At 26.0% G+C, this 15,778-nt stretch carries 14 protein-coding genes and 1 riboswitch; of the genes, 8 read left to right on the top strand and 6 right to left on the bottom strand.

The window, feature by feature from the left end:
- Positions 1-216: 216 nt before the first annotated feature.
- Positions 217-1,320 carry a hypothetical protein gene (locus tag BFL38_RS02995; RefSeq protein ID WP_069725644.1) on the bottom strand — a complete coding sequence of 368 codons (1,104 nt, stop codon included), beginning with the start codon at positions 1,318-1,320 and terminating at the stop codon, positions 217-219.
- Positions 1,321-1,493: 173 nt separating this feature from the next.
- Between BFL38_RS02995 and BFL38_RS02990 the strand changes: the two genes are divergently transcribed.
- Positions 1,494-2,204: a hypothetical protein gene (locus BFL38_RS02990; protein WP_176720536.1), complete on the top strand. Its 711-nt coding sequence runs from the start codon at positions 1,494-1,496 to the stop codon at positions 2,202-2,204.
- Positions 2,205-2,389: 185 nt separating this feature from the next.
- A complete protein-coding gene (gene purH, locus BFL38_RS02985; RefSeq protein WP_069725642.1) occupies positions 2,390-3,919 on the top strand; it encodes a bifunctional phosphoribosylaminoimidazolecarboxamide formyltransferase/IMP cyclohydrolase in 1,530 nt (509 codons plus the stop codon).
- Positions 3,920-4,022: 103 nt separating this feature from the next.
- Here the strand turns inward: purH and BFL38_RS02980 are convergent, their stop codons facing one another.
- From BFL38_RS02980 to BFL38_RS15355, 5 genes are all read right to left on the bottom strand, one after another.
- The gene (locus BFL38_RS02980) at positions 4,023-4,433 is read right to left on the bottom strand and encodes a rhodanese-like domain-containing protein (protein WP_069725641.1); all 411 of its coding nucleotides are present in this window, start codon (positions 4,431-4,433) and stop codon (positions 4,023-4,025) included.
- 83 nt (positions 4,434-4,516) lie between these two features.
- A complete protein-coding gene (locus BFL38_RS02975) occupies positions 4,517-5,179 on the bottom strand; it encodes a TenA family protein (protein ID WP_069725640.1) in 663 nt (220 codons plus the stop codon).
- A 59-nt stretch (positions 5,180-5,238) separates the two neighbouring features.
- Positions 5,239-6,846 carry a peptide ABC transporter substrate-binding protein gene (locus BFL38_RS02970; protein WP_069725639.1) on the bottom strand — a complete coding sequence of 536 codons (1,608 nt, stop codon included), beginning with the start codon at positions 6,844-6,846 and terminating at the stop codon, positions 5,239-5,241.
- Between the two features lie 145 nt (positions 6,847-6,991).
- Positions 6,992-7,113, bottom strand: a riboswitch (TPP riboswitch).
- A 53-nt stretch (positions 7,114-7,166) separates the two neighbouring features.
- Entirely contained in the window at positions 7,167-7,883 is a 717-nt protein-coding gene (locus tag BFL38_RS02965) for a hypothetical protein (protein ID WP_256097182.1), read from the bottom strand.
- A 47-nt stretch (positions 7,884-7,930) separates the two neighbouring features.
- A complete protein-coding gene (locus BFL38_RS15355) occupies positions 7,931-8,140 on the bottom strand; it encodes a hypothetical protein (protein ID WP_256097181.1) in 210 nt (69 codons plus the stop codon).
- 283 nt (positions 8,141-8,423) lie between these two features.
- On the opposite strand from BFL38_RS15355, the gene BFL38_RS15350 reads away from it, so the two are divergent.
- The 6 genes from BFL38_RS15350 (at position 8,424) to BFL38_RS02945 (ending at position 14,778) form a co-directional block, all read left to right on the top strand.
- Positions 8,424-9,080 carry an MBOAT family O-acyltransferase gene (locus BFL38_RS15350; protein WP_256097180.1) on the top strand — a complete coding sequence of 219 codons (657 nt, stop codon included), beginning with the start codon at positions 8,424-8,426 and terminating at the stop codon, positions 9,078-9,080.
- Positions 9,081-9,101: 21 nt separating this feature from the next.
- Complete coding sequence (locus BFL38_RS15345) at positions 9,102-9,899, top strand: MBOAT family O-acyltransferase (RefSeq protein ID WP_256097179.1); 798 nt, start codon at positions 9,102-9,104, stop codon at positions 9,897-9,899.
- Between the two features lie 15 nt (positions 9,900-9,914).
- Entirely contained in the window at positions 9,915-10,172 is a 258-nt protein-coding gene (locus tag BFL38_RS15340; protein WP_256097178.1) for a hypothetical protein, read from the top strand.
- Between the two features lie 68 nt (positions 10,173-10,240).
- The gene (locus tag BFL38_RS02955) at positions 10,241-11,320 is read left to right on the top strand and encodes an SGNH/GDSL hydrolase family protein (protein WP_256097177.1); all 1,080 of its coding nucleotides are present in this window, start codon (positions 10,241-10,243) and stop codon (positions 11,318-11,320) included.
- A 122-nt stretch (positions 11,321-11,442) separates the two neighbouring features.
- Positions 11,443-12,918: an MBOAT family O-acyltransferase gene (locus BFL38_RS02950; protein ID WP_069725638.1), complete on the top strand. Its 1,476-nt coding sequence runs from the start codon at positions 11,443-11,445 to the stop codon at positions 12,916-12,918.
- Between the two features lie 429 nt (positions 12,919-13,347).
- Positions 13,348-14,778 carry an SGNH/GDSL hydrolase family protein gene (locus BFL38_RS02945; RefSeq protein WP_069725637.1) on the top strand — a complete coding sequence of 477 codons (1,431 nt, stop codon included), beginning with the start codon at positions 13,348-13,350 and terminating at the stop codon, positions 14,776-14,778.
- The last annotated feature ends 1,000 nt before the right edge of the window (positions 14,779-15,778 follow it).

Genomic DNA, 15,778 nt, shown 5'->3' with positions numbered 1-15,778 from the left:
AAATATTTTATATTATTTTAACTATTATAAATTTCTGCATTTTTATTTATAATATTCATGGTATTATAAAAAGAATAAGTATATTTAGTAATTAAGCTAAACTATAATTTAATAATATTAATTATAAGCATTAATCAATGTAATTTTGATATATTATAATAACAGCGATAAACTGAATATATTCTAGTTCATCGCTGCAATAATCAAAATTATAAATTACTGTTTTACCGGTACTAAATATGTAAAATCAAACTGCAAACTTTGATCGTATCTTATTCCTATTTCATTTTTTTCGTTTAAGAATAATCCATTAACTAGAGCAAGTCCTAATACTATACCATTATCAAATACGAAGTCCTTCTTCAAATTAAGTCCGAAATAGAAAGGTACTCTATAGAAAGGATCTCCTTCAACACTTATAAATTTATGCTTTTTATCTATATACCACCCTGAAACAAATATTATAGGCTCTATTTCAAACCAAGTCATAACAGGGATTGTTCCTCTTAAGAAAAGTCCATGTCCGAATACTCCGGGCTCATTATCTCTGTCAGGAAGATTATAAGAAGCCATATAAAGTATAGATAAATAATAACTATTAATACCAATAGCCCCGACATAATTTTCTGTAATAGCAGGCGAACCTTCTACGAATGGATATTCATGTCCTCCATTATGCCAATAGTGTACTGCCGCGTATGGTGTTGCTATATCATGGACAAAATCCATAGCATATATTAATCCTACATCGAATCTTTCTCTATGTTTGGCATTATGCTGTATTTGCCAATTCATATATACTTCTCCTCTTCCTCCTTTAAACCATTCAAAAGAAGCACCGTACTCATAATATCCATGTGTGAAAGGTTCATTATATTTATATTCTTCAGGTCCCTTTGCTATTAATGTGTTGTCTGGAGTAGATCTCACAACAGGCGTCATATCCATTAAAGGATCTCTTATAGGTGATGGTAAATTATGTCCTCCTGTCATTGTACCTATTCTCAAGGATATATATTCATTAGATAATTGTGTTGTAACTACAGGAAAAACTCTTATTCCTTGAGGAAATTCAAATGTAAATGGGAAAAATATTGAAGCCCCAACTCTTAAGCTAATAAAATCATTAAACTTTATATCAAAAGCACCTTCTGTAAAGTTTTCAAAATATGTTAATGTTGTTCTTGTATCCTGCCATAATAAATTTTCAGCATTATATGCATAGGAACTTGAAAATAATCTGAAATCTACAGTTACCGCTGCATATACATTACTTATGAGAATAACAAAAATAAAACAAAAATATAAGAAATGTTTCATAAACTAACCCTTATTTTTAATGGAATATTATATTAAGATTAATAATATATATATAAGAATTTATTATATCATAGTTAACATAAAATTACAATTATGATAACTATATATAAGTGCTTTCTCAGAAAAAATTTTGGGCGGGTGGGCGTATCAGATTTAAGAAAAATTATAAAGATTTGGAAAATAGTATAAAAGAAAATATTTCTAATACAGTTTATGCTTCAGTTAATGAAAATAATTCCAAATATGATGAATTAATAAATCAATTAGGAGCAAAAACAGAAGATAATAAAAAAGAGATAGACAGCTTAAATACTAGAGTAGAAGAAGCAAGAGAAGAGCAAACTAAATTCTTAGAAGAAGAGAAAGAGAATTTAAATAATCTCAAAGAAGAACTATCTAATAGTGTAGATGAAAAGATAGATGAAAAAATAGAAAAGAATAATGCTAATTATAACAGTATAATGCTTGAACAGAATCTCAAGAATTTTAAAGAACTATCCGGCTTGAAAAAAGTACAGAAAGATTTAGAAGATTCTATCTTAGTAAATAATTCTAAATATGATGAATTAATAAATCGATTAGAAAGTAAAACAGAAGATAATAAAAAAGAAATAGACAGTTTAAATACTAGAGTAGAAGAAGCAAGAGAAGAACAAACTAAATTCCTAGAAGAAGAGAAAGAGAATTTAAATAATATCAAAGAAGAATTATCAAACAGCGTAGATGAAAAAATAGAAAAGAATAATGCTAATTATAATAGCATAATGCTTGAACAGAATCTCAAGAATTTTAAAGAACTATCCGGCTTGAAAAAAGTACAGAAAGATTTAGAAGATTCTATCTTAGTAAATAATTCCAAATATGATGAATTGATAAATAATTAGAAAGTAAAACAGAGGGTGGGCGGGTTTCAATATTGATGCTTGCGATGAAAAGGTTATTTGTTATAAAATTAATAGACTTTCAATGAATAATATTTACAATAATACATTTTATATTATAATGTATTATCATTTTTATTTTTCAAAATAATAAAAATTATTAAAAACTATTATTAGGAGTTGCTGCAATGATTAAAAGAGCATTGATATCCGTATTTTATAAAGACGGAATATTAGAGTTCGCTAAGTTCTTAGCTTCAAAAAATGTGGAAATAGTTTCTACAGGAGGAACTTATAAATATTTAAAAGAGAATGGCATAAATGTTATAGAGGTTGCTGAAGTTACAGGTGCTAAAGAAATGCTTGACGGCAGAGTAAAAACTTTAGACCCTAAAATACATGGAGCAATACTTGCTATAAGAGACAATCCTACTCATATGGAAACTATTAAGGAGAGAGGAATAACTCCTATTGATATGGTGATAGTTAATCTTTATCCTTTCTTTGAAAAGGTGCAAGATGACAGTTTGAAGTTTGAAGAGAAAATAGAGTTTATAGATATAGGCGGACCTACAATGCTTCGTTCTGCTGCTAAATCTTTTAAGGATGTTGTGGTTATAAGCGATGTTAAAGATTATGATTTAGTTAAAAATGAAATGGAAAAAGGAGAAGTTAGTTTTGAGACTAAAAAATATTTAGCTTCTAAAGTATTTAATTTAACTTCTGCTTATGATGCTGCAGTGTCAGAGTTTATGTTTAATTCATTAGAAAATAAAGAAGATAAAAAACTTAATTATCTAAATATGTCTTATAGATTGCAGGAGAAATTAAGATACGGAGAGAATCCTCATCAGGGAGCAAGCTACTATGTATCAACTACAGATAAAGGCTCTATGAAAGATTTTGAGCAGTTAAACGGAAAAGAGCTTTCATTTAATAATATTAGAGATATGGATATAGCTTTAAAAATAGTGCTTGAATTTGATGAAGCTAAAAATGAATATGCCTGTTCGGCAATAAAGCATTCTACTCCTTGCGGTGCTGCTTTAGGTTCTAATGTACTTGAAGCTTATACTAGAACTTATAACTGCGATCCTACTTCTATATTCGGAGGCATTGTTGCTTTTAATAGTACAGTAGATGAGGAAACAGCAAAAGAACTTGTTAAAATATTTTTGGAAATTGTTATTGCTAAAGACTTTACTAAAGAGGCTTTGGAAGTATTAAAAACAAAAAATAATTTAAGAATAATAAAATACAAAACTAACACAAGCGATAAAATCAATCTTGTTAAAGTAGATGGAGGATTACTTGTTCAAGATGAGGATAGTGTTTTAGTTGAAGATTATAAAGTTGTAACTGAGAAAAAACCTACTGAAGAAGAGATGAAAAATTTAATATTTGGTATGAAGGTTGTAAAATATGCTAAATCAAATGCCATAGTAGTGATAAAAGACTTTATGGCTAAAGGTATAGGAAGCGGACAGACTAATAGAATATGGGCATGCGAAGATGCTTTGGAACGTGCTGGAGATGGAGTTGTAATGGCATCTGATGCTTTCTTCCCATTCAGAGATGTTGTTGATGCTTGTGCTAAATATAATATCAAAGCTATAATTCAGCCCGGCGGATCTATAAGAGATAAAGAATCAATAGAAGCCTGCAATGAACATGGCATCGCTATGGTATTTACTGGTATAAGACATTTTAAACACTAATATCTTATATTTATAATATTCAAAGCGAAGTTAATTTTCATTAGCTTCGCTTTTTTATATATTAAAATTTTTAATAAAGGGAAGATTTTTTACAAATTAAAATTTATTTTAAATATGATGAAAGCTGAAAATATCCTGCATGAGTGAGATTATTAATATTTGTAAATCCCAATTTATACATACGCATACAAGCTGCACCAGAACGATTTCCGCTTGCACAATAAACTATGTACTCTTTGTTTTTATCGAGTTTAGACATTTTTTCATTGAATTTAGAATCATCTAAAGGAATATTAATACTGTTTTTTATATATCCGCTTTGCTGAACTTCCATATAACTTCTAACATCTATTAAGCCTATATTTTTATTATTTTTATAAATGGAAACAGCATCATTTACATTTATGTTTTTGAATTTTCCTTTACTTCTTATATTAAAGATAATTTTTCTTATAGCATTTAATATTATAAAAGTTAGTATAAGTCCTACTATTAAGGTTAAAGTATTATTCATTGTATACCCACTATATGTATAAATTATTATATCATACAGGGAATTAAATTTCAATTAGTTAACTTAATTTATTTAAATAAATTTCACACATTATAGAAATCATCTAAATTATAAGCATCATTCCAAAATCTGTACTCCCAAACAAATGCTATATCAAAAGAAACTATCATTTTTTCTTTAACATAATCAGAAGCATTATTATATAAATCATCAATAATTTTAATCATATTCTCTGTTGATTTTGAAAACTCTTCATCGGCATAAGCATCAATCCAGTTTTTGTATGGATTATTTTCTATTTTGGCATTTTCTTTTATGTATTTTCCTACTTCATTATATATCCAAAAGCATGGAAGTATGGAAGCAGCAGAAGCCTCAAATGCTTCAGTATGAGCTGTATTAATTAAAAAACTTGTATAACCTAGATTGGCAGTTGTAATTTTATTTGTATTTTCTAATTTAAAAGTATCTCTGAAATATTTATGTACAATTTCTTCTTCTACTATATAGGCATTCATAGATGATTTTAAAAAAGCAATGGCATAATCTGCATTATTATTTATTTTTGAAGATATTATGGCTAATACTTTAGAGTAGTATTTTAAATATAGGCTGTCTTGTTCTATATAGTAGGCAAATTTTCCTTTATCCAAAGTACCTTCCATAAGTTCTTTATTAAACGGCATATCAATTATTTTTTTATATAGCTCTTCATTTTTTTTCCATACCATTTCTGAAAATTTCATTTTATTTTCCTTTTGTGATAAATTATTATTTAATTAAATTTTTATATTTTATTTAAATATTATTTTTCTATATACGCATAGTTAAATTTGTATCTGCCCAAAGGCTCATCAATATAATTTTTTAATTTTGGGTTAACTACCAAAAAGTCAGTTCTATATATAAAAGGTATAATAGGTACTTCTTCAAAAAGTATAGATTCTGCTTCTTTTAATGCATCCATTCGCTCTTTAGCATTTGTTGCGGTAATGGCAAAATCTATTAAAGAATCGTATCTTTCATTTGAAAAGCCTCCGTAATTGATATCACTGTAGCTTGTCATAATCTGAAGCATAGTAAGAGGATCATTATAATCGCCTGTCCAGCTTGTTCTAGCCATTTGGTAATTTCCAGATTCTCTAAAAGGCAAAGTTATTTTTGATTCTTCTGTTCTTACAGCTATTTCTATATTAAGTGCTTCTTTCCACATTTGCTGTACTGCTTCCATAACTGTAGTATAAAATCCTGATGATACTTTTAGCTCTAAAATAGGAAAGTTTTCTCCATTTGGGTATCCTGCCTCAGCTAATAATTTTCTTGCCTCTTCAACATTTTGATTATAATTATTCGCTATTATATAATTACTGCTTTCTTCTCTGAATGATTTTTCAAGTCCTTTTACTGCAGGAGGTATGAATGCCTCTGCGGATATTAATTTACCATATCCTATATTTGATACTATATAGTTTCTGTCTATTGCTAATGATAATGCTTTTCTTACTCTTTTATCAGACAGTGTTTTATCTCTAGTATTTAAGTCTATATAATAAGTTCCTATAATATCACTTACTGCCATTAGATTTTCTTTTATAAGATTTTCTATCTCTCCAATAGGAGGGGCATTTATAGAAAAATCAATATCTCCTGTTCTTACAGCATTAAGTGAAATATATTCATCAGCTATCAAAACGAAATTTATTTTTTTAGCAACTTGATTTGTATAATTCCAATAATTAGTATTAATTTCAAAAACTATTTTTTCATCAGGTTTTCTTTCTGTCATTTTATAAGCCCCATTTCCTATATAAGTATCAGGATTCCAAGTCCAATCATCACCGTATTTTTTTATTATATCCTCTCTTACAGGCATATATACGCCTCCAGAAGCAAGTAAATCAGTAAAATATATTGTAGGTTCTTCAAGTTCTATCACTAATGTATTTTCATCTATTGCCTTAACTCCTAGATTTTCTACGCTTTGTTTGCCTCTTATTATGTCTTTGGCATTTTTTATATATTCCATTAAATAACTTAATGGAGAAGCTGTTTTTGGATCTGCTGCTCTTCTATAAGAATAAACAAAATCATTAGCTGTTACTTTTTTACCGTCGCTCCATTTTGCATTATCTCTTAAATGGAATGTATATGTTAATTTGTCGTCGCTTATATCAAAACTTTCAGCAACGCCTCCTACAATATTGCCGTTTATATCTTTATTAAGAAGTCCTTCAAAGGCATGATTAATATAAATATATCCATAAGTTTCATCATTTAAAGTGGGGTCTATAGTATTGAGTTCATAACCCAAATTTACAGTGATTTCATCTTTGATATTTTTCGCTTGTTTTTTACAAGATATGAACGATATAAATAAAAATAATATAATGATAAATATTTGTTTTGAAGTCATAAAAAGCTCCTTATATTAAAAAAAATAGAGATTTTTATAACGCCGTTTGTTTTGTTTTATTTAAATTTTTAGTCTTGCTTGATATTTTTAATAAAACAAGACCAACTTTAGAAAAGGTCTCATTTTATTAGCTGTATTTGAAAAATTAATAAAAGAGATAATTCCCTACGCTGGCATTACCCAAACAGGTTATAAGGGTCGAAGTTTTTTAACAATAAAATTATGTAAACTTCCTCTCAGCCTTTTCAAGCTCCCCAATTTATGCTGAAAATGATACAGCATTTTTATTTTTTTATCAATACTTATATAATAATAATTTATTAAATTAATCTAAAATAATTATATAGTGAGAAATATATAAATATTTGTATTATGATTAATAAAGATGCTGATACTAAAACAAGTTTATTTTCTTTTACTAGCCAAATTCCATAAAACAAAAATATTGAGAATAAATATATTATAAGTGCGTATAAATATATTATTTCTTTTATTTTTAGAGTATATTTTATATTATCAATTTTTTCTGTATCTATAGCTTTATCAGTTATTAAAGTACCAAAAGGACTTCCTTTTTTATCCATTTTAATATCTTTAATAAAGTCATTATCATTAATAGTTTTTTTAGTATCTAAATATACATCATAAATATCACTGTTTCTAAAAACTTTATCATGATAGCTTATTCTAAAACGATAAGTATTATTAGCAATCAATGATATATTATTTAAATATCCTGTTCTAGCAATACTGCCTAGTATAATTAAAGCTAATAATAAGATTATAAATACAAATGATATTACTAATACAGGCATTGAAATTTTTTTATTTATTTTTATAAAATTAAAAAATATTACAAATACATTTTTTATATTTTTAAAAAAATATAAAAACATAAAAATTAAAATATATATTATAAAAGCATAAAAATATATTATGCTCTTTATTTTTAGAGTATATTTTATATTATCAATTTTTTCTATATCTATAGTTTTATCAGTTGTCAATGAACCGTATGGGCTTCCATCTTTTTCCATTTCGATATTTTTGATAAAGTTATTATCTTTAATATCTGTTTTAGTATCTACATATACCCCATAACATAAATATCACTATTTCTAAAAACTTTATTATAATAGCTTATTCTAAAACGATAAGTATTATTTTCAATTAATTTTATTTCATTTAAATATCCTGTCCTATAATTACTTCCTAGAACTGAAAAAATTATTAATAAAATTGCTATAAAAATTAAAGGAAATAGGCAGATAAAGAAATTTTTTTTATTTTTCATAAATAAATCCTTATAGATATTGAACCATAATTTACATGATAAATAAAAAAAATCAAGTATTTTTAATTGATTTATATATATTTTTATATTTTTCATGTTATTGATTATTGATTTTTATTTGTTATGCTATATAATGCTTTTCTATTATGAGTATTTGTTTATTTAAACCAAACCAAACCAAACCAAACCAAACCAAACCAAACCAAACCAAACCAAACCAAACCAAACCAAACCAAACCAAACCAAATAAAATACTTTTGCATTTTTTTCTGGGAGTTAAATAATGTTATTTAATTCCACAGAGTTTATGATATTTTTTCCAATAACACTCATTCTATATTGGATATTTCCAAAAAAATACAGATATATTTGTTTATTCATATCAAGCTATACATTTTATATGTTTTGGAATCCTAAGTATGCATTGTTAATGGGTACTTCCACTGTTGTAACTTTTTTAAGCGGTGTATTAATAGAAAAACTAAAATATAAAAGAACTGTTGTAGCTTTTAGTTTTATAATAAATCTTTCAATACTTATATTTTTTAAATATTTCGATTTTCTGCTTCAAAATATTAATATAGTTTTGTCAGCACTAAATATTCAGTTAATAAATAAGCCTTTCGATGTAATACTTCCAGTGGGAATATCTTTTTATACTTTCCAAGCATTAAGCTACACTATAGATGTTTACAGAGGAGAAATAAAGTCTGAGAAAAACATCATCAAATATGCTTTGTTTGTATCTTTCTTTCCTCAATTAGTAGCAGGACCTATAGAGCGTTCTAAAAACTTACTCATTCAAATAGAGAATTTAGAAAAAGTAAAAAGGTTCGATTATGATAGAATAACTGAAGGACTTACCTTAATGCTCTTTGGTTATTTTCAGAAGATGGTAATAGCAGGACAGAGCAGCAATATTAGTAGATACTATTTTTAATGGATACTATGAATCAACAGTATGGCTTTGATTTTGGCTGCAGTATTTTTTGCCATACAAATATACTGCGATTTTGGAAGCTGCTCACTCATAGCAATAGGAACTGCTAAAGTTATGGGTATTAATTTGATGGAAAATTTCAATACCCCATATTTTGCTAGAAGTGTAAAAGAGTTTTGGGGCAGATGGCATATATCATTATCAACTTGGTTTAGAGATTATCTCTATATTCCATTAGGCGGAAACAGATGCTCAAATATAAGAAAGAGTTTTAATATATTAGTAACATTTTTAGTAAGCGGACTGTGGCATGGAGCTAATTTTACTTTCATAGCTTGGGGTGCTATTCATGGAGTATTCCATATAATTGAGGAACAATTAAAACCTATCAAAGAAAAGTATTTAAATAAATTCAAAATAAAAACAAATGCTTTTAGTTTTGCTCTCATAGAAATAATAATTACTTTTATCATAGTAGATTTAGCTTGGATATTTTTTAGAGCAGAGACCATACATGATGCTATTTATTATATACAGAGGATATTTACTATGATAGATTTATGGACATTATTTGACGGTACTTTATATAATTTAGGCTTAAACATATTTGAGATGAATATTTTAATAATAGCCTTATTTATTCTCATATCTTTTGATTTAGTAAAGTACATAAGAAAAGAGAGTATATTTGAATTTTTAAATAAACAAAATCTATATTTCAGATGGTTTGTGATGTTATTTTTGATTTTTTACATAATTGTTTACGGCAAGTATGGAGCAGGCTTTGACCCTAAGCAGTTTATATATTTCCAATTCTAATAATGTGAGTATTTTATGAAAATAAAAGCTATAAAGATAATTTCTTTTGTATTTATATTTTGTGTATTGCTTTATTCAGTAAATAAAGTATTAAGATTAAAAGATTATAATGGTTTTAACCAATATTATATGTTTTATAAACAGCCAAAAAACTCAATAGATATATTATTTATAGGAAGTAGTCATGTTCATTGTGGTATAAATCCAGCAATACTATATAATGAATATGTATATCATCTTATAATTTTTCTTCAGCAAGTCAAACACTATTAAGCTCATTTTATCATTTAAAAGAGGCTTTAAAAACACAAATACCTAAATTAATAATATTAGATGTGTATATGGTTTGGCGTGATGAAAATCGTACAGATTATGAGTTTATGGTAGGCATGTTTGGTTTTAATTTTTCATTAGATAAAATTAATTTGATAAAACAACAAATTTCTATAAATAGATGGAATGAATTTTTTAATCCTCTTTATCAATATCATAATAGATATTCATATTTATCAATGGATGACTTTATTCAATCTGATTATATTAAATTTAGTAAAGGATCAAGTATGCTATACCAAATACAAAATTCTGTAAGAAATAATAATTTTACAGAAGAAAAACTTCCAATAACAGATATTTCCGAAAAATATTATAGAAAATTTATTTTGTTAGCCAAAGAAAATAATATACCTATATTAGTTATTTTAATACCATACTCATTTAGTGATGATGATAATAAAAAATTTAATACAGCTAAAGATATAGCATATGAATATAATGTACCTTTTATTGATTTTAATCTAAATTATGATGATTATAATTTGGATTTTTCTGAAGACTTTGCTGATCATAATCATTTAAATTATAAAGGTGCTGCTAAATTTACTAAATATTTAGGAAAATATTTAAAAGAGAATTATGATTTGCCAGACAGAAGAGGTGATCCTAAATATTATTCTTGGGAAATGAATGCTAAATATGAATATAAAAATGTGTATAACTTTGAATTAAAACAGTATACAAATTTAAATGAATACATAGAAAAAGTAAAAAATGCTGATAATTATGTTATAGGTATTAGTATGCTTGGTAATTATCAAAATAACGATGCTGTAGTTCAAAGAATAGCTGCAAATTTTAATATTAATAATATATACTTACAAAATGCATCTTATGTTATAGATAATAATAAACTTATATATTCATCTTCTGGCTCTAATAATTATTTATTTCATAAAGATATAGGGAACTATACTGATTTGGTTGTTCAAAATGGACAAAAATTATCTATTAATAGAGTAAATTATATCAGGACTCAAAATGGTATAAACATGGTAATTTATGATAAGTTTACAGAGCAAATAGTTGATAATATATATTTGGAATATATAGACAATGCTATTAATCCCACAATTAAAAGATAATAATTGATTTATTTGTATAAAAATATAAAATTAAATTCAGTTTTTTATATAATGTATATTACAATAGAGCGTTTTATAAGTTATAAATGTATATTTTAGTTATATTATTATGAGTTATATAAATGCTTTTTAATTCTACCGATTTTTTGATATTTTTTCCTATAACGCTTATTTTGTATTGGATATTTCCAAAAAAGTTAAGATATATCTGTCTTTTCATAGCAAGTTATATATTTTATATGTTTTGGAATCCTAAATATGCATTGTTAATGGGTACTTCTACTGTAGTAACTTTTTTAAGCGGTATATTAATAGAAAAACTAAAATATAAAAGAATAGTCGTAGCTTTCAGCTTTATAATAAATATTGCAATACTAATATTTTTTAAGTATTTTGACTTTTTACTATTAAATATAAATATGATTTTATCAGCATTTAATATAAAATTAATAGAAAAGCCTTTTGATATAATTTTACCTGTGGGGATATCATTTTATACATTTCAGGCATTAAGTTACACTATAGATGTTTACAGAGGTGAAATAAAATCTGAAAAAAATATTATCAAGTATGCATTGTTTGTATCATTTTTTCCGCAGTTAGTTGCAGGTCCTATAGAGCGTTCAAAGCATTTGCTTGGACAGATTCAGAATATGGATAAAATAAAAAGATTCGATTATCAAAGAATAACAGAAGGTCTTATTTTAATGCTTTTTGGTTATTTTCAGAAAATGGTAATAGCAGATAGGGCTTCTATATTGGTAGATACTGTTTTTAATAGGTATTATATTTATAACACATCAGAATTATTATTATCAGCATTACTTTTCGCAGTGCAGATATACTGTGATTTTGCTAGCTACTCACTTATAGCAATAGGAACAGCTAAAGTTATGGGAATAGATTTAATGGAAAACTTTAATACTCCTTATTTTGCTAGAAGTATAAAAGAGTTTTGGGGAAGATGGCATATATCATTATCTACTTGGTTTAGAGATTACCTTTATATACCTTTGGGCGGAAATAGGTGCTCAAAATTAAGAAGAAGTTTTAATATATTATTAACATTTTTAGTAAGCGGTTTATGGCATGGAGCTAATTTTACATTCATAGCTTGGGGTGCTATTCATGGAATATGCTATTTAATAGAAGATATTACTTCAAAGTTTAGAACTAATGTTTTAAATAAATTTGGTGTAAAGGTAAAAAGTTTCAGCTTTAAACTTCTTGAGGTGATTATTACATTTATAATAGTAGATTTGGCTTGGATATTTTTTAGGGCAGAAACTATACATGATGCTTTTTATTATATAAAGAGAATGTTTACTAAAATAGATTTATGGCGTTTGTTTGACGGATCTTTATACAAATTGGGATTAGACAGTTTTGAAATGAATATACTTATAATATCTTTGATAGTGTTATTTTTAGTTGATGTTATTAAGTATATAAAGAAAGAAACTATTTATGAGTTTTTAAAAAATCAATGCTTGTATTTTAGATGGGCTGTAATATTTTTCTTATTATTTTTTATAATCATATACGGCAAATATGGTGCAGGCTTTGATCCTAAGCAGTTTATATATTTTCAGTTTTAGGAGGTATTATTATATAAGAGTTTTAATAATTTAGTATACATATAAAAGACTTATTTCAAAAGTACTTGACAAGATTATATATGAAATTTTTATAATCTATCAATTACAAAAATAATGTTTTACGAGTTGTATAACTTATTATTTTAGTATATAAATATTTAGTCCTTTTTTTCTCGCCTGCCGACACCTGCCTACGGCACGCTTCGCGAGGCGGACTTTGTCGGAATGCATAGTGGTAGCAGTATCCACAATTAATAAATAAAATTAGTTTTGAAACAAGTCTAAAATATAGTTAGCGACATTTAATATTATTTTTGCACTTTTTGCAACTTTTTGCGGCGGGAAAAAGTTGAATAAAAAAATTAATAAATTTAAAAATTTTTTATATTTTTTGAGTTCGAATATAAAAAATAATAGGCTGTTTATAATATGATAAAAAACACATTAAAAATTATTTGCTTTATAGCTGTATTTATTATATTACTTTGGACTTCCAGCAGAGTATTAAGATTTAAAAATGAGAATGGTATATATCAGGGCGACAGTTTTTATGAACAGAAAACTAACAGCATAGATTTACTTATTCTTGGAAGCAGTCATGTGCATTACAATATTAATCCCGCTGCTTTATATAATAAGTACGGAATTGCCGCTTATAATTTCACATCTGGAAGTCAGCCTATATGGGGCACTTATCATTATTTAGTTGAAGCATTAAAATATCAAAAGCCAAAATTAATCGCATTAGAGTCCTATATCATAGCAGCAAGCAGAACTAATGTTGTAGATTATCAGATAGTAGCAGCTACTTATGCATTAAGATGGTCTCAAAATAGAATAGACTCTTTAAAAGTTACTGCTGCAGACAGATTTGATGAGTTTATTAATCCTATGTATAGATATCATAACAGATACAAAGATTTAAAAGATGAAGATTTTATTCCTTATGCTAATAATTATAATCATTATAAATATTTTAAAGGCTATTCTTTTCATAATAAAACATTTCCTGTTAAAGAGCCCAATATAAAAAATATAAAAGATACTCTGCCTTTACTAAAACAGCAGGAAACTTATTACAGAAAAATATTAGAGCTTGCCAAAACAAATAATATACCTATAGTAGTGATAGCTTCTCCTTTTCCTATGACTGATGATGAGGCTAGGCATTTTAATATGGTAGGAGATATTGCAAAAGAGTATGATGTTCCTTTTATGAATTTTAATCATTATTATGATGATTATGATTTAGATTTTTGGACTGATTATAATGATGCAGGGCATTTGAATTATAAGGGTGTAGAAAAATATACTTCGTTTTTAGGAAAATATTTAAAAGATAATTTTGATTTGCCAGACAGAAAAGGAGACAGCAATTATAATACTTGGGATAAAAATGCTTTATATGAATACAATAGAGTTTATGACATGAATCTTAGAGACATAGATAATATTCATAACTATATAACAAAAATAACTAATCTTAATAATTATACCATAGTAATAAATATGCTTGGAGAATACAGCACTAATGACAGCGTAGTAAAAGGTCTTTATTCTAATTTCAATATAACTAATGAAATGTATACCAATAATATTTCTTATGTTATAGATAAAAACAAATTAGTATTTTCTTCAATGGGTGAAACTAATTATCTTTATCATAAAGAACTTAATAAATACAATGATTTGGTAGTTGAAAATGGAAACAGAATAATGATAAGCAGGAGTAACTTAAGAAAAACTACTAATGGAGTTAACATAATAATATATGATAATATAACCTCTGAAGTAGTTGATTTCTTTGGTTTGGATTACACTAATAATAAATTGATTGAGACAATAGAGAGAGATTATTAATATTTATAAATTTTTGATTTAATATTTTTTAATTATAGTTATGAAGTACACAGTCATGCTGCGCTCTGCGTGCATACGAAGTATACCTCTCGTAGGCAGGTGCGGCACAGGCGAAGCCCACCTTTGGTGAAAGACTGCATATTTATATATACTAAAATAACCAATTATACGATATATAAAACATTGTTTTTATAATTTATAAATTACTAAATTTTATACATAATATTCTCAAGTAGTTTTTAATCAACTATTATATACAGTTGAATTAGAATAAATCAAAAAATTTTATTCTAACTCCCCGCCCTATAGATTTATTATTTCTTTATGCAATTATAATCTTATTTGTTTTTATGTTTTATTCTAATTTATTAGCACCCGCCCAAGTGTATTTAAATTTATAGTCTATACACCGCACGGTAGATAAAACAATAAATATAAATCTATTAACAATACAATTTTTACTATATTAAAAAATAAACTTTGCGTGCGTTGTAAATATTAAAAATGTAATCAAAATTTGGGTGGGCTTTAATAAATGATGACAAATTAAAAAGACAAATAAAATTTAAATTTAAAAATTGAACAATAAGACTAGAGGGTGGGAATTGTAATAAAGCAAAAAATTTTATTCTCACTGCCCATCCTTTAAGGTTAAATACTTTCCTCTGAAATAAATATTTTATTAATACTTATTACTTTATTAATAAAAGAATGCCCGCCCAAGTTCTTTTTAAATTTGCGGATTTTTATAGCACGCGGTAAGAAATATTAAAATTCATAGTTGGCATTGTAATTATTAATTGTACATGTTTTATGGAACTACTTTAACGCGTGGGCGAAAAACTTAATTATATAAATTAAATAATGAAATACTATAAATATCTATATAATTTATTTTTGAAACAAGTTTAATATTTATATATTTTATTTAATCAATTCATTTTTACAAATGAAACATGTCATGTTATCGGTTGTATAGATACTATATGCCAACTATATA

Origin of the sequence: Brachyspira hampsonii, from assembly GCF_001746205.1 — a bacterium.
Classification (GTDB): domain Bacteria; phylum Spirochaetota; class Brachyspiria; order Brachyspirales; family Brachyspiraceae; genus Brachyspira; species Brachyspira hampsonii_B.
Note: the sequence above shows the minus strand (reverse complement) of the source record. Positions and strands in the feature narration are given on the sequence as shown.